Annotated in this window: 20 protein-coding genes and 1 tRNA gene; 10 read left to right on the forward strand and 11 right to left on the reverse strand. The window is 71.3% G+C overall.

Features of this window, described 5'->3' with window-relative positions:
• Positions 1–87 precede the first annotated feature (87 nt).
• Positions 88–678 carry a TIGR03086 family metal-binding protein gene (locus tag ACYVD5_RS26635; protein ID WP_461003907.1) on the reverse strand — a complete coding sequence of 197 codons (591 nt, stop codon included), beginning with the start codon at positions 676–678 and terminating at the stop codon, positions 88–90.
• A 341-nt stretch (positions 679–1019) separates the two neighbouring features.
• Between ACYVD5_RS26635 and ACYVD5_RS26640 the strand changes: the two genes are divergently transcribed.
• From ACYVD5_RS26640 to ACYVD5_RS26655, 4 genes are all read left to right on the forward strand, one after another.
• Positions 1020–2009: an LLM class flavin-dependent oxidoreductase gene (locus ACYVD5_RS26640; RefSeq protein WP_461003908.1), complete on the forward strand. Its 990-nt coding sequence runs from the start codon at positions 1020–1022 to the stop codon at positions 2007–2009.
• A gap of 311 nt (positions 2010–2320) precedes the next feature.
• A complete protein-coding gene (locus tag ACYVD5_RS26645; protein ID WP_461003909.1) occupies positions 2321–4630 on the forward strand; it encodes an ATP-binding cassette domain-containing protein in 2310 nt (769 codons plus the stop codon).
• 262 nt (positions 4631–4892) lie between these two features.
• Complete coding sequence (locus ACYVD5_RS26650; protein ID WP_461003910.1) at positions 4893–5216, forward strand: hypothetical protein; 324 nt, start codon at positions 4893–4895, stop codon at positions 5214–5216.
• A 213-nt stretch (positions 5217–5429) separates the two neighbouring features.
• The gene (locus ACYVD5_RS26655) at positions 5430–6257 is read left to right on the forward strand and encodes a nucleotidyltransferase domain-containing protein (protein ID WP_461003911.1); all 828 of its coding nucleotides are present in this window, start codon (positions 5430–5432) and stop codon (positions 6255–6257) included.
• 152 nt (positions 6258–6409) lie between these two features.
• Here ACYVD5_RS26655 and ACYVD5_RS26660 read toward each other — a convergent pair whose 3' ends face one another.
• Entirely contained in the window at positions 6410–7273 is an 864-nt protein-coding gene (locus ACYVD5_RS26660; RefSeq protein WP_461003912.1) for an SDR family oxidoreductase, read from the reverse strand.
• A 91-nt stretch (positions 7274–7364) separates the two neighbouring features.
• Between ACYVD5_RS26660 and ACYVD5_RS26665 the strand changes: the two genes are divergently transcribed.
• Positions 7365–8132, forward strand: a complete 768-nt coding sequence (locus ACYVD5_RS26665; protein ID WP_461003913.1) for a TetR/AcrR family transcriptional regulator — start codon at positions 7365–7367, stop codon at positions 8130–8132.
• Between the two features lie 257 nt (positions 8133–8389).
• Here the strand turns inward: ACYVD5_RS26665 and ACYVD5_RS26670 are convergent, their stop codons facing one another.
• The 3 genes from ACYVD5_RS26670 to ACYVD5_RS26680 all read right to left on the reverse strand — a co-directional run bounded on the left by ACYVD5_RS26670 (position 8390) and on the right by ACYVD5_RS26680 (position 11020).
• A complete protein-coding gene (locus ACYVD5_RS26670) occupies positions 8390–9100 on the reverse strand; it encodes an RDD family protein (protein WP_461003914.1) in 711 nt (236 codons plus the stop codon).
• Between the two features lie 265 nt (positions 9101–9365).
• Positions 9366–9470, reverse strand: a complete 105-nt coding sequence (locus tag ACYVD5_RS26675) for a methionine/alanine import family NSS transporter small subunit (protein WP_461003915.1) — start codon at positions 9468–9470, stop codon at positions 9366–9368.
• Positions 9470–11020 (reverse strand): sodium-dependent transporter, encoded by a 1551-nt coding sequence (locus tag ACYVD5_RS26680; RefSeq protein ID WP_461003916.1) that lies wholly within the window; start codon positions 11018–11020, stop codon positions 9470–9472. The genes ACYVD5_RS26675 and ACYVD5_RS26680 overlap by 1 nt, the downstream gene beginning before the upstream one ends.
• Positions 11021–11774: 754 nt before the next feature.
• Between ACYVD5_RS26680 and idi the strand changes: the two genes are divergently transcribed.
• The 3 genes from idi to ACYVD5_RS26695 all read left to right on the forward strand — a co-directional run bounded on the left by idi (position 11775) and on the right by ACYVD5_RS26695 (position 14132).
• Positions 11775–12341: an isopentenyl-diphosphate Delta-isomerase gene (gene idi, locus ACYVD5_RS26685; RefSeq protein WP_461003917.1), complete on the forward strand. Its 567-nt coding sequence runs from the start codon at positions 11775–11777 to the stop codon at positions 12339–12341.
• A 107-nt stretch (positions 12342–12448) separates the two neighbouring features.
• Entirely contained in the window at positions 12449–13447 is a 999-nt protein-coding gene (locus tag ACYVD5_RS26690; RefSeq protein WP_461003918.1) for an alpha/beta fold hydrolase, read from the forward strand.
• A gap of 67 nt (positions 13448–13514) precedes the next feature.
• Entirely contained in the window at positions 13515–14132 is a 618-nt protein-coding gene (locus tag ACYVD5_RS26695; protein ID WP_461003919.1) for a TetR/AcrR family transcriptional regulator, read from the forward strand.
• A 73-nt stretch (positions 14133–14205) separates the two neighbouring features.
• Here the strand turns inward: ACYVD5_RS26695 and ACYVD5_RS26700 are convergent.
• Positions 14206–14279: transfer RNA gene (locus ACYVD5_RS26700), tRNA-Ile, on the reverse strand.
• A gap of 322 nt (positions 14280–14601) precedes the next feature.
• Between ACYVD5_RS26700 and ACYVD5_RS26705 the strand changes: the two genes are divergently transcribed.
• On the forward strand, positions 14602–15591 hold the full coding sequence (locus ACYVD5_RS26705; protein WP_461003920.1) for a malate dehydrogenase: 990 nt from the start codon (positions 14602–14604) through the stop codon (positions 15589–15591).
• Positions 15592–15831: 240 nt separating this feature from the next.
• Here ACYVD5_RS26705 and ACYVD5_RS26710 read toward each other — a convergent pair whose 3' ends face one another.
• The 3 genes from ACYVD5_RS26710 to ACYVD5_RS26720 are packed head-to-tail and all read right to left on the reverse strand — an operon-like array spanning position 15832 to position 18102.
• Positions 15832–16533, reverse strand: a complete 702-nt coding sequence (locus ACYVD5_RS26710) for a class I SAM-dependent methyltransferase (RefSeq protein WP_461003921.1) — start codon at positions 16531–16533, stop codon at positions 15832–15834.
• A 55-nt stretch (positions 16534–16588) separates the two neighbouring features.
• Positions 16589–17851, reverse strand: coding sequence for a styrene monooxygenase/indole monooxygenase family protein (locus tag ACYVD5_RS26715; protein ID WP_461003922.1), 1263 nt, complete (start codon positions 17849–17851; stop codon positions 16589–16591).
• A complete protein-coding gene (locus ACYVD5_RS26720; protein ID WP_461003923.1) occupies positions 17848–18102 on the reverse strand; it encodes a hypothetical protein in 255 nt (84 codons plus the stop codon). Before ACYVD5_RS26720 ends, ACYVD5_RS26715 begins: the two co-directional genes overlap by 4 nt.
• A 758-nt stretch (positions 18103–18860) precedes the next feature.
• Between ACYVD5_RS26720 and ACYVD5_RS26725 the strand changes: the two genes are divergently transcribed.
• A complete protein-coding gene (locus ACYVD5_RS26725; protein ID WP_461003924.1) occupies positions 18861–21374 on the forward strand; it encodes a DEAD/DEAH box helicase in 2514 nt (837 codons plus the stop codon).
• Positions 21375–21416: 42 nt separating this feature from the next.
• Here the strand turns inward: ACYVD5_RS26725 and ACYVD5_RS26730 are convergent, their stop codons facing one another.
• Entirely contained in the window at positions 21417–21920 is a 504-nt protein-coding gene (locus tag ACYVD5_RS26730; RefSeq protein WP_461003925.1) for a deaminase, read from the reverse strand.
• Positions 21917–22633 (reverse strand): RibD family protein, encoded by a 717-nt coding sequence (locus ACYVD5_RS26735; protein ID WP_461003926.1) that lies wholly within the window; start codon positions 22631–22633, stop codon positions 21917–21919. Before ACYVD5_RS26735 ends, ACYVD5_RS26730 begins: the two co-directional genes overlap by 4 nt.
• Between the last annotated feature and the right edge of the window lie 93 nt (positions 22634–22726).

Raw genomic sequence — 22726 nt, forward strand, 5'->3', positions numbered from 1 at the left:
AACGCGGGAAGCGGACCGGGCGCAACGGCAGCGGCGGCCGGGTGGGTGGGCTGGGCCGCGGCGTGTGGTGCGGGGCGGACCGCGGGATCAGGGCAGCGGCGGGGTCCAGTCGGGGTGGCGGCCGCTGAGCCCCAGCACGCGGTCGAGCAGCGGCGCCTCCTCGGGTACCGGTACGACCGGCCCGAACAGTCCTGCGCGCGCGTTGCGGTCGTCGGGGACCTCGGAGACGAAGGCGTAGCCCGCCTCAACACTGGCCGGGTCGCCGAGGTAGGACTGGTCGGTGGCCCGCGCCAGGTCCCAGCCGTGCAGCAGCAGTTCGTTGAGCGCCACCGTGCCCGCGTCTTCGCCGCTGAGCTCCACTCCCCCGGCGGCGGTGCTGCCCTGCCAGGCGGCGGGGTCGCGCCAGGCCGCCACCAGGGCGTCCAGGCGCCGGTCCAGTTCGCCGCGCCAGTCGGCGGGCAGGTTCTGCGCCGAGGGCTCGGGCGGGGTGGTGCCGGGGACCGCGGTCTTCTCGGCCGCGTGGCGGAATGCCTCGCTCAGGGTGAGGATGTGGTCGAGCAGGGCGCCCACCGTCATGTCCTCGCAGGGGGTGGGGGCGTCGAGGTCGCCGTCCCGCACTCCCCGCGCCGCCTCTTTCATGCGCTGCGCTACAGGTTCCAGGTCCGCACCGGTGCTCATTGCTTCTCCTCTGCGCGCGGGGCGCCGTCGTCGTCGGTTTCCGCGCCGGCCGCGGCCGGCGCCTGTCTGCCGTCCTACCGCATTCCGCGGCGGGACGGCAGCACGCCCACCTGCCCGTGTCCCGATCGATGGCTCGGTTTTCCGCGCGGCGGACGGCCGCGCCGCACGCGCGGGCCGCCCGGGCCGCTGTCCCGCACGCGCCCGCGTTGCACACGCCGGCACCCCGGAGCGGAACAAACCGATCGATCCGTGCTGTTTCCTTCCAAGTGACGAGGTGGACCGAACCACCCGGGCCCGGTGCCGCCACCGGGCGCCCCACCGCCGCGACGAAAGGCCGACCCGTGTCCGTCCCGATCTCCCTGCTCGACCTGGCGCACATCACCGAGGGCATGACCGTCCGCGACAGCCTCGACGCCAGCCTGACCCTGGCCAAAAGCGCCGACGAGCTGGGATACCGGCGGATCTGGTATGCCGAGCACCACAACATGGCGACCATCGCCTCTTCGGCCACCAGCGTCCTCATCGCCCACATCGCCGCGCACACCGAACGCATCCGGCTCGGCGCCGGCGGGGTCATGCTGCCCAACCACGCGCCGCTGACCATCGCCGAACAGTTCGGCACGCTGGCCACGCTGCACCCCGACCGCATCGACCTCGGGCTCGGCCGCGCACCCGGCAGCGACCAGAACACGATGCGGGCGCTGCGGCGCGACCCCTCCTCCGCCGACACCTTCCCCAAGGACGTGCAGGAGCTGCAGGGCTACCTGGCCGGCGAGAGCCTCATCCCCGGTGTCAACGCCGTGCCCGGCAAGGACACCAACGTGCCGCTCTACATCCTCGGCTCCTCGCTGTTCGGCGCCAAGCTCGCGGCCGTCCTGGGCCTGCCCTACTCGTTCGCCTCGCATTTCGCCCCCGCAGCGCTGGAGGAGGCGGTCGGCGCGTACCGGCGCGAGTTCAAGCCCTCCGAGCAGCACAGCCGGCCCTACGTCATCGCCGGGGTCAACGTCACCGCCGCCGACACCTCCGAGCAGGCGGCCGAAGAGTCGCGGCTGGCCAAGCGGCGTATGGCCCAGCAGCTGCTGGGGCGCGGCCGCACCCTTTCCGCGGCCGAGGCCGATGCCGCGCTCGACTCCCCCGCCGGGCGGCAGGTGATGCAGATGGCCACCTACTCGGCGGTGGGCCAACCGCACGAGGTCAGGGAGTACCTGGACTGGTTCGCCGACCACGCGCGCGCCGACGAGCTGATCATCGCCCCGCAGGCCGGCACGATCGACGGCCGGCTGCGCACCCTGAACCTGACCGCCAAGGCCATGGAGTCCGCGCCGGCGTAACGCGCCAACCGGTCTGCAGAACGCCCGAGGGCCGGGCGGGGGCCGCGGCCCCCGCCCGGCCCTTGCTTGCCGGCCCGCTGGGAAATCCGCCGCCGCGGCGCGGCAGCAGCGCACCCGAGCCGGGCCGGGTGCGCCGCGACGGTGGTCAACGTTTCCGCATTTTCGCAGGTCAGCGAAACATGAACGTACGGTTCGCGTTTGCTTTCCGCGGCGCCCTGTGCCCAAAGTGGGGGTCTTCCGCCTTCTTTGCCCGCCGAGGAATGTCCTCGGTGCGCGGCAGGATGTCCGCGACCACCCTGAGGAGCCCCCCAATGGTCCTGCCCGTCTCTTCCCACTCCGGTGAACCAGCGGCGGCGATGGCGGCCGACACCCCGCAGCCGATCGTCGTCCAGGGCGCACGGGTGCACAATCTCAAGGACGTATCCGTCGAAATCCCCCGCAACCGGATCGTCGTCTTCACCGGCGTGTCCGGTTCGGGCAAGTCGTCGCTGGTCTTCGGCACCGTCGCCACCGAGGCCCAGCGCCAGCTCAACGACACCTACCCGCTGTTCATCCGCGGCCAGCTGCCCAAGTACGAGAAACCCGAGGCGGACCGGGTCGACAACCTCTCGGCGGCGATCGTCGTCGACCAGAAACCGGTCGGCGGCGACTCCCGGTCCACCGTCGGCACGATGACCGACATCCACCCGCAGCTGCGGCTGCTGTTCTCCCGCATGGGCGCGCCTGCGGCCGGGATGTCCTCGGCCTACTCGTTCAACACGCCCGCCGGTGCCTGCCCAGAGTGCCACGGCCTGGGCCGCACCGTGGGCATCGACAACGACGCGTTCTTCGACATGTCCCGGCCCCTCAACGGCGGCGCCGTCCGGTTCCGGCTGATCGAGGGCGGCATGTGGTCGGGGGTCTTCGACGGCGACAAGCCGCTGGCCGACTTCACCGAGCGGGAGTGGCGGACACTGCTGCACGGCGGACCCGACGCCCCCGGCAAGATGCCCGTCGAGACCGGCAACGGCACCTACCACATGAACTTCGAGGGCCTGGCCGACCGCTTCACCCGCCTCTACCTCAAGCGCGACCTGTCGGGCATGAGCAAACGCACCCGCGAGGCGGTCCAAGAGGTCATCCGCGAGGGCCGGTGCCCCGAATGCGCGGGCGGGCGGCTCAACCGGGCCGCGCTGGACTCCCGCATCGGCGGCCGCAACATCGCCGACTGGGCGGCCATGGAGGTCGACGACCTCATCGGCGTGCTGGAGGAGATCGACCACCCGCAGGGCACCCCCATCGCCGCAGCGGCCTGCGCCGCGCTGCGCCGGCTCAGCGACATCGGGCTGGGCTACCTCAGCCTCGACCGCGAGACGCCCACCCTCTCCGGCGGCGAGGCGCAGCGGATCAAAATGGTCCGCCACCTCGGTTCGGCCCTGGTGGGCATGGTCTACGTCTTCGACGAGCCCAGCACCGGCCTGCACCCGCACGACGTGGGGCGGCTCAACTCCCTGCTGAGGGCGCTGCGCGACCGCGGCAACACCGTGCTGGTCGTCGAGCACGACCGCGACGTCATCGCGGTCGCCGACCACGTCATCGACATGGGTCCCCGGGCCGGTACCGGCGGTGGACACGTGGTCTACGAGGGGGCGGCCGCCGGGCTGGAGGCCGCCGACACCCGCACCGGCCGCTGCCTGCGCCGCGGCACCGCGCTGAAGGAGGCGGTGCGCGCCCCGCTGGGTTGGCTCCAGGTCCGCGGCGCCCGCCGGCACAACCTCAAGGACGTGTCGGTCGACATCCCCACCGGGAACCTGACCGTGTTCACCGGGGTGGCCGGCTCCGGCAAGAGCACCCTGGTCACCGACGTCTTCGCCGGGGCCCACCCCGAAGCCGTGCTGATCGGGCAGTCGGCGATCGCGGCCTCCACCCGGTCCACGTCGGCGTCCTACCTGGGCATCATGGACGCGCTGCGCAAGAGTTTCGCGGCAGCCAGCAGCGTCGAAGCGGGCATGTTCAGCTTCAACTCCAAAGGCGCCTGCACCGCCTGCGGCGGGCGCGGCGAGACCACCACCGACATGTCGTTCATGGACCCGGTCACGATGGTGTGCGAGGCGTGCGAAGGGCGCAGGTTCGACACCTCCGTCCTGCAGTACCGGCTGCGCGGCCGCAACATCGCCGAGGTGATGGCGATGACCGCCGAGGAGGCGGCCGCGTTCCTCACCGACTCCAAGGCGACCGCCCAACTGGGCAACCTCATCGACGTGGGGCTGGGCTACCTCACCCTGGGCCAGGAGCTCAGCTCGCTGTCGGGCGGCGAGCGGCGCCGGCTGAAACTCGCCACCCACCTGTCCAAGCGCGGCGGGCTCTACATCCTGGACGAGCCCACGACCGGGCTGCACATGGCCGACGTCGACGCCCTCCTGGAGCTGCTGGACCGGCTGGTCGAAGCGCGCAACACCGTAGTGGTCATCGAGCACGACCTGGACGTGGTCAAGCACGCCGACCGGGTGATCGACCTCGGCCCCTACGGCGGCAAGGACGGCGGGCAGGTGCTGTTCGCGGGTACCCCGGCCGAGCTGGCCGGCCACCCCGACTCGCTCACTGCGCGCCACCTGCGCGCGTCGCTGCCCGGATCGGGCTGAATCCGGGGGCCGAACCGGGGTGGGACAGCGGCACAGGCGAGGAGCGGGTGGGCGGCTGCGGAAGGCCGCGCACCCGCGCCCACGCGCCCGGGTGCGCGGCCCGGTGTGCCCTGGAACGTGCGGTGTGCTTCAATCGCGGCAGCCCGCATCCGATTCCGGGATCGGCTTTTCCCTGTCCCCGAGGCGCTCGGTCCCGCAGTCCCCGCACGGCCTCGCGGCCGGGCCGTGCCCGAGGAGGCAACGGCCCGATCCGAGGGGCGCCATGATCCGCAACACGGTCCAGCGGCTGTTCGCAGCGCTGCTGCTCGTCTCCATCGCCTGGATCTTGGGCGTAACCGCGCTGGGCGCAGGAAACCTGCTCGGCTACTTCACCATGGAGCTGCTCCCGCTGGGCTGCGCGCGCGAGTTCGCCAGCTACCCCGCCCAGTACGACTGCACCGACGCGGGGCTGCTCGGTGCGTTCTCCGCCTGGGCGCTGGTCGCCTCCTGGCTGACCGTCGCCGGTGTCCTGGCGGTGGCCTCGCTGACACTGGCCCGGCGCACCCGCGCAGCGCACAACCGCAACGAAACCGGCGCCGAGGACTGAACGGGCGGGCCGGCACCGCACGGCGTCCGACTCCGCCTGCGGCACCCGGCCGGGCCCGGCGAACCGGCATAAAGAACTGGCACCGCGCCTCCCCGTTCGGCAGGCTGGGCGCAGCGCCCCATCCCGCCGAGGCCGCTGAAACCGCAGCGGCCGACGGGCGCCGGCGCCCCTCCCCCTCGCCCACCCGCCACCGACCGGAACGGGCCGGCCCCCATGAAGCACTCCAGCGCCGAATCCGCGCGTATCGCCGAACAGGGCACCATCCTGCGGTGCCAGGTCGGATCGGGCGTGCACGGCATCACCGCCGCCGATCCGAACGATCCGAGCGACCAGCGCGGTCAAGGCGACCGCGACGAAATGGGCATCTGCGTGGAACCGCCGGAATACGTGATCGGCCTGGGCTCCTTCGAACAGTACGTCCACCGCTCCCGGCCCGAGGGCGTGCGCTCCGGCCCCGGCGACCTGGACCTGACGGTGTACTCGCTGCGCAAGTGGATGCGCCTGGCGCTGGACGGCAACCCCACGGTGCTGCTGCCGCTGTTCGTGCCCGAACACGAGATCGTGGCGGTCACCGACCTGGGCCGCGAACTGCGGGGCGCCGCCGACCGGCTGCTGTCCCGCCGGGTGGGCCACCGCTTCCTGGGCTACCTGCGCGCCCAGCGCGACAGCCTGCTGGGCCGGCGCGCCGGCCGCCACACCAACCGGCCCGAACTGGTCGCGGTGCACGGGTTCGACACCAAGTTCGCCTACCACATGGTCCGGCTGGGCGTTCAGGGCGTCGAGCTGCTGGAGGACGGGCGGCTCACGCTGCCGATGGCCGACCCGTGGGCAACCTGGCTGCGGGAGCTGCGCCGGGGCGAACACTCGCGCCAGGAGGCACTGGATGCGGCGGCCGAACTGGAGGACCGGCTGACCGGCCTGCTGGACACGACCGCGCTTCCGGAATCGCCGCAGCACACATGGGCCGACACCTGGCTGGTCGATGCCTACCAGCGCCACTGGCGCCGCCTGCCGGCCCAGGAGGCTGCCACCGCGACCTGAGCAGCGGTGCTGCGCTTCCGCCGCCCGCTGCGGCCGCCCATCGCAGGAACGGGAGAAGCCGGAGGAAAAGGTCGAGTAGGGATCACTCCGCTCGCGGCCGAGCGGCCGGGCAGGCGCCCGCGCGCTCGGCCGCTCGGTTGCCGGGCCCGGTGTCAGCCCGCGGCCTGCTGCTCGCGCAGGAGTGTTTCCACGGTGATGGGGGCGCGGCCGATCAGTTTTTCCAGTGTCGGGTCGACGGCGGCGAACTCGCCGGCGCGGCTGGCCGCGAAGATGCCCAGGACTTGTGCTGCGGCCTCGGCCGGGACGCCGTTGGCCACCATCTGCTCGCGGTAGCGGTCATCGGGTGCGGTGGTCCTGGTGATCGTGCGGCCGGTGGCCGCCGAGGCGATGCCGGCGATGTCGTCGAAGGTCAGCGCCTGGGACGCGGTGAGCGGCGGCGTGGGGCCGTCGAAGCGGCCCTCGTCCGCCAGGATGGCGGCGCCCGCCTCGGCGAGGTCGGCGTGCGCGGTCCAGCTGACGGGCCCGTCGGCGGGAAGTACGACCTCGCCGGACTCCAGGGCGGGGCCGAGGAACCGCAGCGCGTTGGCCGCGTGGAACCCGTCGCGCAGCGAGGTGAACGGTACGCCGCAATTGCGCAGGGCCTCCTCGGTGGCGGCGTGGTCGCGGCAGGCCGCGAAGTGCGATGAGGCTGCGGCGCCCATGTGGCTGGTGTAGAGGATGCGGCGGGCGCCCGCCGCGACCGCCCCGTCGATCGCGGCGCGGTGCAGGTGCACGGCCTCTTCGCCCAGCTTGTCGACGGAGACGATGAGCACCTGGGTGGCGTCCTCGAAGGCGCGGGCCAGGCTGCCGGGGTCGGTGAAGGTGCCCTGCCGGACGCGCACACCCTGGTCGGCGAGGTCCTGTGCTTTTTCGGGGTCGCGGACGCTGACGCCGACCTGGTCGGCCGGCACGCGTGCCAGCAGCCTGTCGGTGATCTGGCGCCCGAGCTGTCCGGTGGCTCCGGTAACGATGATCATACCGCACTCCAATGAGCTGGTTCCAATGGAATCATGGATACAGTAACACTGATAATTTCAATGGAACCACCAACCTTGGTATCGTTGATTCATGCCAGCACGTTCACCCGGCGGGACCGGCGATACCGGCACCGGATCCGACACCGCATCCGCCGGTCGCGAGCAGCCCCGGCTGCGGATCCTCCAGGCCGCCATCGACCTGCTGGAGCGCGAGGGCCGCGACGCGGTCACCACCCGCGCGGTCGCTGTCGCGGCCGGCCTGCAGCCGCCCGCCATCTACCGGCTGTTCGGCGACAAAGAGGGGCTGCTGCAGGCAATGGCCGAGCACGGCTTCGCAACGTTCCTCGCGGCCAAGCGCACCGACCCCGATTCCGAGGACCCCGTCGAGAGCCTGCGGGCGGGCTGGGATCTGGCGGTCGAGTTCGGGACGGCCAGTCCCGCGCTGTACACGCTGATGTACAGCGAACCCGCGCGCGAGACCTCGCCGGCCTTCAAGACCGGTATGGACGTGCTGCGGGGCCGTATCAGCCGCCTGGCGGCCGGCGGGTGGCTGCGTGTCGGCGAGGAGCTCGCGGTCACGATCATCCACGCCACGGCGCGCGGCGCGGTGCTGACCTGGCTGTCGCTGCCGGAGAACCACCGCAACCCGGCACTGCTGACCGCGCTGCGGGAGTCCATGGTCGCCGCGGTCACCTACCGGCGTCCTGCCGTACCGGAGGAGCCGGGTCCGGCCGGCGCCGCCCGCGCCCTGCGTGCCTCGCTGCCGGAGCAGACGGCCCTCAGCGACGCGGAGCGGCACCTGCTGCAGGAGTGGCTGAACCGCCTCGCCGCCGACGGCGGCGGGCACGGGAGCGAATGAACACCGGGGTGGCCGTGCGCCCGTTATGTCGGTTTTCCGGCGATGATCATGCAGGAATGCCGGTCTCAGCTTTTTTGGGCATTTCCGCAGGATCGGTGCGTCGCCCGCGGCCGTTGCCGCTGCTTTTCATCCCCAGGCCACCTGTTGCCGGCCGCGGGCAAGGCCGCCGAGCGGACCCGTGTCGGGTAACCCGGTCCCCGAACGCACTGGTCGCCATGGCCGGGCCGCCACCGGTGCGCGGGTGCGGGCCGGCTTCTTCAGTACCAGCCGCCCGCCCCCGGCGGTTGGCCGTCGTAGGGCGCTGCGGGGGCGTGCTGCTGGGCGTCGGCGCCGCGGACCCTGATGACGCGGGTGTTGACCGCCTTGTCGTGGATGGCCTGGCGGTAGGGCTCGTCCCACAGCGGCCACAGCAGGTCCACCAGCGAGCCGATACAGGTCGCCGAGCCCAGCAGGATACCGATGAGCTGGCGGCCCGCCGACTGCCCCAGCGAGGGCGGCTCGCCGGTGTGCAGGTGGATCAGTTTGATGCCCAGCGCCCGCTTGCCGAGCGTCTGCCCGCTGCGGGCGTGCGGGATCCACATGTAGCAGAACGACGCGACGGGCGCGACGATCATGAATATGAACGCGATCATGCCGAAGACCACCGCCTCCGGTGAGTCGTCGTCCGGTTGCAGCAGCACACCGGCCGTGACCACGGGGCCGTAGAAGAGCACCATGATGATCAGCATCATCAGGAAGGTATCGAGGAGGTAGGCACCGGCCCGCGCTCCCCAGCTCGCGGGCGGCGGGAACACGGGCGCCTGCGGACCCATGTGCGGATGGCCCTGGCCGTAGGAGCCGGGCGGTGGCGGCGGGGGCGGCGGCGCGAAGCCCGGCGGGGGCTGCTGAGCGCCGGGCGCGCCCGGCGAGTGGTGGCCGCCGTAGCCGTACTGGGGCGGGTACGACCCGGGGCCGTAAGGGTTGCTCATGTGGGGGGTTCCTCGTGGGGAGCGTCGGATGCGTGCAGTGCCCCTGCGGTCCTCCGCCGGGGCACCCGGTATGCGGGGCGGCGTTCGGCGCTCCGGATTCTGCCACAGGTCCGGCCGGGGCCCCGGTCGCCCGGACCGCACCGCCGCATAACGACCGCCGGCCGCCCCGAACGCCCCTCGGGCGCCGGGACGGCCGGCGTGTGCTGACCGCGGGTGCCGGCGGCGGGCGGCGCAGCATGGCCGCCACCCGCCGCGGGCACCGCGGCTAGTTGTCGTCGGGGCTGCGGCGCAGATTCAGGATTGCAGCCGCCAGACCGCCCCAGATGATCACGGCCGAGATGATCAGCATCACGATGGCGCCGGTGGACATCACTGCCCCCTTCCGCTGTCGTCGGTCGCCGCAGCGACGGTGACGTTGCTGTCGTCCTCGTCACCCGTGCCGCGTTTCCACGGGATGAGCGAGATAAGGACGCCGATGACGATGGCGCCGACCGCGACTCCCCAACCCGCCGAGTTGATGAACCACGACGGGTAGTCCTCGTAGTTCTGCGCGAACTCGGCCTGCAGGCTGCCCCACATCATCCAGCCGAGCACGATCGGCGTGACCACGGCCAGCGTGACGGTCCACCACAGGCGCAGCGGCACCGAGGAGGTGGCCTCGGCGTGCCGGCGCAGCATCGGCAGGCGACGCAGCGCCCAGGCGACCACGACGACGATGACCAGCCCGGCAAGCGCGATTCCGTACTGGTTGATGAAGTGGTCGGCCGTGTCGAGCAGGTACATGCCCTGGTCGGTAGGGAACACCGCGATCGACACGACGGCGATGGCGCCGCCGACACCCAGCACCGCGGGCATCCGGCGCATGCCGGTGCGGTCGCGCACCGCCGAGATCACGACTTCGACGATGCTGATCAGCGAGGTCAGGCCGGCGATCACCAGCGAGACGAAGAAGAGCAGGCCGAACAGCCCCGGCGCGATCGGGATGTTGTTGATGATCTGCGGGAACGCGACGAACGCGAGACCGATGCCGTCGGTGGCGACCTCGCCGACGGGCACGCCGGCCGCGGCGGCCATGAAGCCCAGGGTCGCGAAGACGCCGATGCCCGCCAGCAGCTCAAAGGAGCTGTTGGCGAAGCCGGCGACCAGTGCCGATCCGGTGAGGTCGGACTTGCGCCGCAGGTAGGACGCGTAGGTGATCATGATGCCGAAGCCCACCGACAGGGAGAAGAAGATCTGCCCGTAGGCGGCCACCCACACGCCGCCGTCGGTGATCGCCGACCAGTCGGGCGCGAAGAACGCGTCGAGGCCGGACATGGCCCCTTCCAGGAACAGCGACTGGATCACCAGGATCAGGAAGAGGACCGCCAGCAGCGGGATGAAGATGCGGTTTGCCCACTCGATACCGCGGCGCACGCCCATCGCGAGGACCACCAGGACCACGATCCACACGCCGATCAGCGGCAGTGCGACACCGGGGACATAGGCGCCGATACCGCCCGGCGCCGGAGCGACGTTCAGGAAGTCCTCGAACAAGAAGGCTTCGGTGTCTTCGCCCCACTGCTGGGTGAGCGAGAAGCCGGCGTAGCGGACACCCCAGGCCACGATGACGGCGTAGTACACGGAGATCACGAAGCAGATGGCGACCTGCCACCACCCCAGCGGCTCGGCCGGACGCGACAGCCGCCGGAATGCCGCCGGCGGCGACGCGCGGTACCGGTGTCCGAGCGAGTACTCCAAGATGAGCAGGGGGATGCCGGCGGTCAGCAGCGCGACGAGGTAGGGAACCAGGAACGCGCCGCCGCCGTTGTCGTAGGCAACGTAGGGGAACCGCCAGATGTTGCCCAGGCCCACGGCCGAACCGATCGCCGCGAGCAGGAACCCGGTCCGGGTCCCCCACTGCTCGCGGTTCTGTTGTGACATCGCTAGTGCCTACCTTTCTGGCCGGGTTTCGACAGACCGCCCATTCTCCCGCTGCTCTTATGGAGGGAGCGGGTATGGGCGGCGCTGCGCCACCCTATAGCTCTACCTGCCCACCGGCTTGAACCGGCTGGTACCCGCGCGGCGGCCGGGCTAGTCATCGGACCTGCCCGCGGCCGTGCAGGACCCTGGGGGACCGCCGCGAGACCGCCGGGAGCGGCGCCGGATCCGGCGCGGGCGGCGGCGGGCCGGCAGCGCGCCGCGGGGCGCCGCCCGGGCATGGGCGCGGTTCACCGCCGCCGCGACTGCGGGTCGTGGTTGCGGCCCGCAAAGGGGCGTCGCGGCGGCGGCTACCTGTCCACGGACACACGGAAATCCGCGGTCGGCGAAACCGCAGGGCGGGCGGAAAAGGCATCGGCCGGCGGGCGCCGGAGCGCCGTGGAACCGACCGCCCTTCCCGATACCGCCCTACGATAGGGAAAGCGCTTTCCCATAGCCAGGGAATCTACCCACCGCATCGGGGAGCGTCAATCCCCCGAATACGGATCCCCCGAAACCGGCCCCGGAACCGCAGGTGACCGACCTGCCCCGGCCCCGGTCCGGTGGTGCAACCGCACGGGGACCGGACCGGCCACCCCGTCGGCAGCGCACCGCAAAAAACGCGATTTCCGGATATACCGCTGTTTTCAGAATTCTTGTTTTGCCAAAATCTTTCTAGTACGTTCCGATGGACGAATTTCCAGGTCCGGGAGGGTACGTGCCAGATACAGCAGGATCCGCCGACCCCGCCGACCCGCCGGCGCGCGAGCGCGTGGTGCTGCTGGACGAAAACAGCCACCACCCCGTGGGAACCGAGGACAAGCGGCTGGTGCACGGCCCGAACACGCCGTTGCACCTCGCGTTCTCCTGCTACGTGTTCGATGCGGCCGGGCGGCTGCTCGTAACACGCCGGGCCCTGAGCAAGGCCGCCTGGCCCGGGGTGTGGACCAACTCCTTCTGCGGGCACCCGGGGCCGGGCGAACCGGTGGAGGAGGCGGTGCACCGGCGGGCCCGTCAAGAGTTGGGCGTCACCGTCGAGGACATCGCCGTACTGCTGCCCGAGTTCGCCTACCGGGCCGTGGACTCCTCGGGGATCGTCGAGAACGAGGTGTGCCCCGTCTACCGCGCCACCGCCGGCGGAACCGCCCTGGCGCCCGACCCCGCCGAGGTCGCCGAGTGGGAGTGGGTCGACTGGGACGTGTTCGCCACACTGGCCCGCCGCGCACCGTGGGCCATCAGCCCGTGGGCGGCCCGCCAGGTCCCGCTGCTGCCCGCACCCGGCTGATACGGGCCGACCCCGGCCCGGAACCCCCGCCCCGCCCGGTCACTCGATTGACCCTGACTTACCATGCGGTTAGTCTGCTAACCAATCGGTAAGTTGAGAGGGTTCCGATGGCCGAAGACAGCACCGCCTCCGCCTCCGCTCCCGTCTCGCCCGGGAAACGCCGCCGCCGCTGGGTGGTGCTCGTCATTGCCGCCGGGCTGGTCCTGGCCGGGTCGGCCGTCCCCGATGGAGCGCCCGTCGGGCACTTCACCTCCGCCGGCGCCCACGACGACTACATGGCGGCCTACGACCGGGCCATGGCCGAGCTCCCCGAGCCCGATGCGGCCTTGGACCTGCGCACCGACCACGGGATCGTGCGGGCCTACCGCTTCGACGGACCCGCTGAGGGCGCGCCGCTGGTGCTGCTGCCCGGCACGGCCTCAGCCTCTCCGGTCTGGGCCGACAACCTGCCGGCGCTGCTGGGCGTGCGCGACGTCTACACCCTCGACCTGCTCGGCGAACCCGGGAAGAGCGTGCAGAGCCGTCCCATCGGCACTGCAGCCGACCAGGCGCGCTGGCTGCACCAGGCCCTGCAGGCCCTGCCCGCCGACCGGGTGCACCTGCTGGGCCTGTCGATCGGGGGCTGGACCGCCGCGAACGCCGCGCTGCGCAGGCCCGAGGGGATCGCCACGCTGACTCTGGTCGACCCCGTCTTCGTGTTCGACGGCATGCCCCTGGAAACCGTTGTGCGCTCGATCCCCGCATCGGTGCCCTGGCTGCCCCGGAGTTGGCGCGAGGGATTCAACTCGTGGACGGCGGGGGGCGCACCCGCCGGCGACACCCCGGTGGCCCGGATGATCGAATCGGGGATGCGCAACTACGCGCTGAAGCTGCCGGCACCGGCCCGCATTCCCGAAGACCGGCTCGCCGGGGTGCGGCCGCCGGTCCTCGCGTTCATCGCGGGCGAGTCGGTCATGCACGACCCGGCCGAGGCGACCGCAACGGCGAGGCGCGCGCTCGGCGACGAATCCGTCCGGGTCTACCCGCAGGCCTCGCACGCCATCAACGGCGAGTACCCCGACCGGATCGCCGCCGACCTCGCTGACTTCCTGGGCTCCGCGGCTTGAGGGGCCCGAGTAGCCCACCCAGCCCACCTGGCCCAATGGCCCGAGTGGCCCAAGTGAAAGGACACCGATGGCCGACCCCGGCCCCTTCCCCGCGCCGGCCAAGCCGCTGAGCTTCACCGAACGCGCCCGCCGCGAGCAGCTCGTCGGCGTGACGATCCGGCTGATCGCCGAGCGCGGGTACGCCGCCACCTCTCTGGCCCGCATCGCCGAGGCCGCGTCGATCTCCAAGGCCGCGGTGCTCTACCACTTCTCCACCAAAAGCGCAGTCATCGCGGCGGCCTACCGCAAGGTCACCGACGGCATCGCCGAGCACGTCGGTGCGCGCATCGAGTCGGCGGCCGGGCCGCAGGAGGCGGTCGAAACCTACGTCGCGGCGATGATCGACTACATGGCCGACCACCCCGACCACGTGCGCCTGCTGGTCGAGGCGCTGCAACCGGACAACGCCACCGGTATCACCGACTCGCCCGCCTCGCCGGCGCGGTGGAGCGACCTCGCGGGCCTCATCGAAAGGGCGCAGGCGGCGGGCGAGCACCGCGGCTCGGTCGACGCGCGGACCCAGGCCATCATGGTCAACGGCGCGATCGACGCGGTGGTCGCCGAGTCGCTGCAAGATCCGGGGTACCCGCTGCGCGAAGCCCGCGAAGCCGTAGTGGACCTGGTCCGCCGGGCCGCCCGGGACTGAACCGGCGGGCTCGCCATGTCGCCGCCGACCTGTTCACACCAGGTCAGCGGCGCTGAGTCCTACTCGGGACACGTAGGGCGGGCGGGGCTCGAACCCGCGACCCAAGGATTATGAGTCCTCTGCTCTGACCAGCTGAGCTACCGCCCCGCCACGGGGCGGGATTGCGTCCCGCCGATGGCTGCCCGGCCGGGTGCTCGGTCGGGAACGCCGTCATCTTAACAGCACCGCGCGCATCCCATTCTGCCGGAAACGAGTAGGGACGGCCGAATGCGCAGCGGCGCCGGCAGCGGCCGCCGCCGCACCCGGTGGGGCGGGGCGCAAGCCGGGATCGCGGCCGGGCTAGGGTGGGAGGCCGCGGCGCCGTTCACCAGCGCCGGCGGGTGCCGTGTGCGGGGAGCGGGGGCGCCGGGCGGCCGCGGGGCGGGGATAGCATCGCGGGTCGCACAACCGTCATCAGGAGAAGAAGGTCATGGCCCAAGTACCTGTCAACGTCACCGTCACCGGGGCAGCCGGTCAGATCGGCTACGCGCTGCTGTTCCGCATCGCCTCGGGTCAGCTTCTGGGCCCCGATACGCCCGTCAAGCTGCGTCTGCTGGAGATCCCCCAGGCCGTCAAGGCCGCCGAGGGCACCGCCATGGAGCTGGACGACTGCGCGTTCCCGCTCCTGCAGGGCATCGACATCTTCGACGACGCGCGTCCGGCGTTCGAGGGCGCCAACGTCGGCCTTCTCGTGGGCGCCCGCCCGCGCGCCAAGGGCATGGAGCGCGGCGACCTGCTTGAGGCCAACGGCGGAATCTTCAAGCCCCAGGGCGAGGCGATCAACGCCGGTGCCGCCGATGACGTGCGGGTGCTGGTCGTGGGCAACCCCGCCAACACCAACGCGCTGATCGCCCAGGCCCACGCGCCCGATGTCCCCGCTGAGCGGTTCACCGCCATGACGCGCCTGGACCACAACCGGGCGCTGACCCAGCTCGCCAAGAAGCTCGGCGTTTCGGTCACCGATATCAAGAAGCTGGCGATCTGGGGCAACCACTCGGCGACGCAGTACCCCGACATCTTCCACGCCGAGGTCAACGGCACCAACGCCGCCGAAGCGGTCGGCGACCAGGCGTGGCTGAGCGACGAGTTCATCCCCACCGTGGCCAAGCGCGGCGCGGCGATCATCGAGGCGCGCGGCGCGTCCTCGGCGGCCTCGGCCGCCAATGCCGCCATCGACCACGTCTACGACTGGGTCAACGGCACCCCCGAGGGCGACTGGACCTCGGCGGCGTTCACCTCGGACGGCTCCTACGGCGTGCCCGAGGGGCTCATCTCGTCCTTCCCCGCGGTCTCGCGCGGCGGGCGCTGGGAGGTCGTGCCGGGCCTGGAGATCGACTCGTTCTCGCGCGAGCGCATCGATGCCTCCGTGCAGGAACTCACCGAGGAGCGCGACACCGTCCGCAAGCTCGGATTGATCTGAGCGAGCCGAGCGCGTCCGTGCCGGCCCGGGTCCGGGCCGGCACGGCTTACCGGCGCCGCTGAACCCGACGTATCGGGCCGGAGCGTCCTTGCTCGCGGCAGCCGGGGCAGCGGGCACCGCAGGTACGCGGTTGGAGCGGCTCGCCGGCTCGCCGCGGACGAAAAAGGCCCGGCACAAGGCCGGGCCCCGATCGGATGGCTCAGTCGTCCACGAGACCGGCGAAGCCGGCGCCCGAAGAGCCTACTTGGCCTTCACCTGCCACAACGCCACCGAACCGCACACCGCCAACCGCACGTCGGTGAAGCGGTCGTGCAGCACCCTCGACAAATCCGTCAGGGAGTCGCCGCTGTTGCGGAAAGCGTCCTTGGCGTTGAGGTATCTCAGCCCGGCCCGGCCTATCGCGCTGAGGCCGGCCCCGTGGCGGAGGACGGTGGCGCCGATGAACGTCCCACTGGTCGGCTTGAGCACCGCGGCGATGTTGTCGAACACCGGCGCCTTCTCCGCGATGGAAGAACCGGGCAGGCAGTGCAGCACCATCGACATCGAGACCACGTCGACACTGCCCGGCTGAAGCGGGAAGGGCTGCAGAGCGTCGTGCCGGTGCGTCGTGGGGGTGTAGCGGGCCAGACGCGCGGCGGTCGTCTCCAAGGGGCCGTCGTGGATGTCGAGCAGGTGCAGGTCGAGGTCGTCCGGGTTGAGCCGGTCCAGGAAGTAGCCGGCGCCCGGCCCGACCTCCAGCATGGTGGCGCCGGGACGGACCGCTGCGGAGTACAGGGCACCGACCCGCGGGTGGGGGCAGCCCCACAAGAACCGGTAGGTGCCGTGGACGACGAAGAGGTCGTACCGGGACATGATGCGGCGGTTCCACATCCGCTGATTGGGTGTAGCCGAGGGCGTGGCGCCGGGGGCGGGTTCAGGCGGGGTGGACGAGTGGACGGACATGGCTGGGCCTCCTGAGGGGACGGGGATCAGACGACCGAGGGGGGAATGGGGAGGGTCAGGCCGGGGGGCGGGTGACCGTGTCGAGATAGGCGCGGGCCGTCTCAGGGTCGTAGAGCCATTCGTCGTAGTCGCTCGGGTCGGCGAATCCGGCCATGAAGCGGTTGGCCACCTCGGGGTACTGGGTTGCGGCCGCCAGTACCTCGGCCATGTGGGCGGGGGCATCCGGTTCCCACATTCCGTGCAGCGCGGCGCTGAGCCGGTGGGCCGCATCGACGCCGTTGTCCCAGGACGCGGCGAAGGTCTCCCGCATCCACTCCGGCGTGAACTCCTGGTCGCCGTGGTCGCGGATGCGCTGCAGGTAGGTGTCGGCGGCCAGGCTGGAGACGGACCAGCCCTGGCCGGCCAGCGGGTCGGTGTGGACCACGGTGTCGGCCAACCCGAGCACATGGCCGCCGCCCAGTGCGGCGACGGGGGCACGCATGTGCGGGCGCACCTTGGCCACCAGCGCGGCGTGGGCGTCGATCGGCGCGGCGTTGCGCACCCGCGGCGCCACTTCGGGGAAGTGCTTGCGGAGGGTCTCGGTGATCCATGCGGTTACCGCGGCCGGTTCGGGGCGTCCGCGTGCGGGCCGCAGGTGGGAACCGTCCAAGGGCCCGCCGGGGTCGTCCATCACGCAGAGCGACGTGGCGGGCCCGTACGGGCTGAGGATCGGCGTGATGAGGATGCGGCCCAGCGGCGAGGAGATCACCTCGACGTATTCCGGGCCGGACGGGCTGGGATCGATGCCTTCGCACAGCACCTGGGTCACCACCCGCGGGTAGGAGCCCGCCCCGTCCGCGGTGATGTCGGGGAAGGTCTGGCCCAGCTCGGCTCCGCCGGTGGCGACCACGACGAGGTCGTACATCCGCGTGAAGTAGGACAGATCGCTTTCAGTGCAACCGTTGTAGACGATCTTCGCGCCGCGCTCGTCCAGGTATTCCAGCCAGTCGGCCTGCTTATGGCGGGCGTCAACCGCTACTGCGTGGCCTCCGAAGTAGCCCGAAGCCACCAGCGGCTCGGGGGTGTGGGGCGGGTACAGCTCCATGTGGGCGCCGGTGAGGCCGGGGGCGAGATCGGCGTAGAAATCCAACCCCAGCCGCTGTTCGGCCTCCCGCGCGGTCGGAAGCGAGAACTGCGTGATCGACGGGGGCGCGGTGCGGATCTCCTCGGGGGGCTGCGCCGTCATCACGGTGACCGTGTAATCCCCACTGCTCTGCAGGCCGTGGGCCAAGTGCAGGCCGGACTGCCCGGCTCCCACGATCAGGATCCTCCGTGTCACTGCGCACCTCCGTCGGCCGCCTCCGTCTGCGCGGCGGTGACGGCCATCGCCGCCGCCCGGGGCCGCGGTACGCCCGTTGCCGCAGCCGCCAGGGTGGAGTTCCGGGTGCGGTGGTCCTGCACCACCGCCGCGGCAAGAGCCTCCGCTGGTGACACAGAGTCGGTGGGAAGCAGCGTGCCGTCGGGCGCGATGGGGGTGCGGGCACGGTACGGACCTGTGCCGTTGTAAATACAGTGCGCTGATCTGGTCATGGTTGTCAGGCCTTGTCGATGTTCATAGCTGGTTTGGACAGGGTGAGGTTGCGGCCGACGCTTTTGACCAGGCGGATTAGCTGGGATCCGACGATCTTTAGGTCGGTCGCCGGGACAGTTGGCCGCGCCCCGGTCGGCGCGGCCGGACATCGACGGTTTAGGTGATGGTCCGATCGGGGAAGCGCTCCCGAGCACGGACTTCCAGCAGTAAATGGTCGAGGTCCTTGGGACGCGCCGAATGCGGTACGGCGTCAACAAGTCACGGGCCAGTAGTTCGGGCCCGGTGAGAGTAGCACGATGCCCCTTTGCCGCTCTCGAGGAGTTCGGTAGCAATTGCGGAAGATGGTGAAGCTCCCTACCCGTCGTGCGCCGAGCGGTTGAGGCCCGTGGTCGAGCCGTGGCCGACCGATTGAATCCGGCCTCCAGCGCTGCACACGCTGATCAGCGGCGCAGGCGCCGAGGCCAACGGCAGCGGCACAGCACATAGCGGCCAGATACGTTTCCATAGACCGGACATTTACCGACACATTCCTACCCCTGTACCTCCGTGCACTACCCCCTCATTTGATGCAGAAAGCCACGTTGACAACATCCGCAGCAGTACCGACCGGTCTGTCCGGTCCGGCTCGCTTCGCGGGGGAACGCCGGGACACCGGCGGCGCAGGCCTGTGCGCAGGGCATGGGCGGGTACGGCCGCGCGCAGAGGTGCGTTGGCGCCTGTGGACGAGTGGCCCGGGCGGTCGCCGGGAGCAGGCAGTATGGAATGCGTGAGTCTCATCGATCAGCTTCCCGCCCGCCCCGAACCCGATTCCCTCTTCGAAGCGTTCGCGTCGTGGGCCGAGGACCGCGGGCTCACCCTCTACTCGCACCAGGAAGAAGCCCTCATCGAGGTGGTGTCGGGCGCCAACGTCATCCTGAGCACCCCCACCGGATCCGGGAAGAGCCTGGTGGCGGCGGGTGCGCTGTTCGCGGCGCTCGGCCGCGACCACTGCGCTTTCTACACCGCGCCCATCAAGGCCCTGGTCTCGGAGAAGTTCTTCGAACTGTGCGCCGTCTTCGGCACCGACAACGTCGGCATGATGACCGGCGACGCCAGTGTCAACGCCGATGCCCCCATCGTGTGCTGCACCGCCGAGGTCCTGGCCCAGATCGCACTGCGCGACGGCGCCGAAGCCGACATCGGCACTGTGGTCATGGACGAATTCCACTTCTACGGCGATCCCGACCGCGGTTGGGCCTGGCAAGTGCCGCTGCTGGAGCTCCCGCAGGTGCAGTTCCTGCTGATGTCGGCCACCCTGGGCGATGTCACCCGTTTCGAGACCGACCTCACCCGCCGCACCGACCGGCCCACCACCGTGGTCAGCTCCGCCGAACGCCCGGTCCCGCTGTACTACTCCTACCGCACCACGCCGATGCACGAGACCCTTGAGGAACTGCTGGAGACCCACGGGGCCCCGGTCTACATCGTGCACTTCACCCAGGCGCAGGCGATCGAGCGCGCCCAGTCGCTGACCAGCATCAACATGTGCTCCCGGGCCGAGAAAGACGCCATCGCCAAGGAGATCGGCAACTTCCGCTTCACCACGAAGTTCGGCCGCAACCTGTCCCGCTACGTACGGCACGGCATCGGCGTGCACCACGCGGGCATGCTGCCCAAGTACCGGCGCCTGGTCGAACGCCTGGCCCAGGCCGGGCTGCTCAAGGTCATCTGCGGCACCGACACCCTCGGTGTGGGGGTCAACGTCCCCATCCGCACGGTGCTGTTCACCGCGCTCAGCAAGTACGACGGCCAGCGCGTGCGGCGGCTGTCCGCCCGCGAGTTCCACCAGATCGCCGGGCGGGCCGGCCGCGCCGGCTACGACACCGCCGGCAACGTGGTGGTGCAGGCGCCCGAACACGTCGTCGAGAACGAAAAAGCGCTGGCCAAGGCGGGCGACGACGCCAAGAAACGGCGCAAGGTCGTCCGCAAGAAAGCGCCCGACGGCTTCGTCGGCTGGGACCAGAACACCTTCGAGAAACTGATCTCGGCCGAACCCGAACCGCTGAAGTCGCGTTTCAAGGTCAGCAACTCGATGCTGCTGAGCGTCATCGCCCGCCCCGGCGACTGCTTCGCGGGCATGCGCCACCTGCTCACCGACAACCACGACGAACGGCCTGTGCAGCGCAGGCACATCAGCGAGGCCATCGCCATCTACCGTTCGCTGATCGACGGCGGGATCGTCGAACGGCTGGACGAACCCGATTCCAACGGCCGCGTCGCCCGGCTCACGGTCGACCTCCAGCCCGACTTCGCGCTGAACCAGCCGCTGTCCACGTTCGCGCTGGCGGCACTGGAACTCCTCGACCCCGCCGCGCCCACCTACCCCCTTGATGTGCTCACCGTGGTCGAGTCCACCTTGGACGACCCGCGCCAGATCCTCGGTGCCCAGCTCAACAAGGCCCGCGGCGAGGCCGTGGCGCAGATGAAGGCCGACGGCGTCGAGTACGAAGAACGCATGGAACGGCTTGAGGAGATCGAGTACCCCAAGCCGCTGGAGGAACTGCTCGACCACGCCTACGAGGTCTACCGGCGCGGCCACCCCTGGGTCGGCGACCACCCGCTGCGCCCCAAGTCGGTGGCCCGCGACCTCTTCGAGCGCGCCATGACCTTCACCGACTACGTGGGCTACTACGAGCTCGCGCGTTCCGAAGGCCTGGTGCTGCGCTACCTCGCCAGCGCCTACAAGGCCCTCAGCCAGACCGTGCCCGAGGACGCCAAGACCGAGGAGCTGCGCGACCTCATCGAGTGGCTGGGCGAACTCGTCCGCCAGGTCGACTCCAGCCTGCTGGACGAATGGGAGCAGCTCACCAACCCGGCCGACGACCCGACCGCCGATGCCCCGACCGAGGAACGCGTCAAACCGGTCACCGCCAACCCGCGGGCGTTCCGGGTACTGGTGCGCAATGCGATGTTCCGCCGCGTCGAACTCGCCGCGCTGGCCCGCTACGCCGATCTCGGCGCGCTCGACTCCGAGGACGGCTGGGACGCCGAGTCCTGGGAGGAGGCCATGGACGATTACTTCGCCGAACACGACGACCTCGGCATCGGCCCCAACGCCCGCGGCCCGGGCATGCTGCAGATCGAGGAACGCGACGGCATGTGGCAGGTCCGCCAGGTCTTCGACGACCCTAGCGGCGACCGCGACTGGGGCATCAGCGCCGAGGTCGACCTCGCCGCCTCCGACGAACTCGGCCACGCGGTCGTCCGGGTCATCGACGTCAACCGGCTGTGAGGCCGCGCCGCGGCTCGCCGGGCCCGCCGGCCGGCGGGCGCCCTACCCCAGCAGGTGGGCGTTGACCCGGCGCGCCTCCTGGGCAAGGGCGGTGTCCTCCACGACCGTGCGGCCCGCCCGGACCAGCAACTCGGTGCCTTCGCCCTCGACAAAGACCGCGGGTTCGCGCCAGGCGATGACGATGCGCGGGATCGGCGTGTCCAGGATGATCCGGGTGCAGGTGCGCGGCCGCGAGAACCGGCGGCTGCAGGGTTCCAGCGAGCTGTAGAGGGTCGCCGCGGCCAGCCGGGGATCGGCGGGGTCGATGCCGCGCAGCGCGGCCTCCTCGGCGTGGTCGCCGGGACTGTCGCGCCGCGAATACCCCTCGGCGACCACCTCGCCGTCGGCGTCCACCACGATCGCGCCCACGGAGAACGCGGTGTCCGAGGGCGGGCACCGGCGCGACAGGTCGATGGCCGCGCGCAGCCATCGGCGGTCGCCGCCTGCGGGTTCGGGGCCGCCGCCGGGCCGCAGTACGGTCCTGGGCGGCGATGCCGGCGGCTTCACCGGGCAACAGCCCCTTGGTCGCGGGGCTCGCGGGGCCGGTAGTGCAGCACCGCCGTGCCGCCAACGGAGCGGACCCCGGCCAGGCGCATCGGGGCGGCGGGGCCGTTGGCGAATTCGCCCGGGTCGACGAAACGCGGCGCGGCCGGGTCGCCGACGAAGAACGGTGCCACCGCCACACGCAGCTCATCGGCCAGCCCGGCGGTAAGGAAGCGGGTGTGCACGGCCGTGCCGCCTTCGACCAGCAGCCGTTCGATACCGCGCCGGGCGAGGTCGGCGAGGATGCCGGTGAGGCTGCCCGGATCGGCGGCGGCGACCTCCACCTCCGGGGCGCCCGCGCCCGCAGCGGCGAACCGGCGCGCGGCGGCGGGGTGGGCGTCGGCCCCGACGTAGACCAGCTTGGCGGCGTCGCCGGTGGTGAACACCCGTGCGGCGGGGTCCACGCCGCCGCGTTCGCTGAGGACCACCTTGACCGGGTCGGCGGTCGTGCCGGCCGCCAGCCGCCGCCGGCGGCGCTCCGGGGACCGGACGAGCAGCCGCGGGTCGTCGCTGCGGACGGTGCCGGCGCCAACGAGGATGGCGTCGCAGCCGGCCCGCAGCTCGTCGACCTCGTCGAAGTCCGCTTCGGATGACAGCCGCAGCCGGTCGGGCCCGGCGTCGTCGATGTACCCGTCGAGCGACATGGCGCAGCTCAGCAGGGTGTACGGGCGGGACATGCCTTCAGGTTAGCGCCCACGGGCGGCAGCGGGCGCACGCGACCTCAAACCGGACATGCAACGAGAAAATCACAATCAGCGCAGGCCGGGCGC

The sequence above is a fragment of the Streptomonospora sediminis genome (assembly GCF_054778995.1).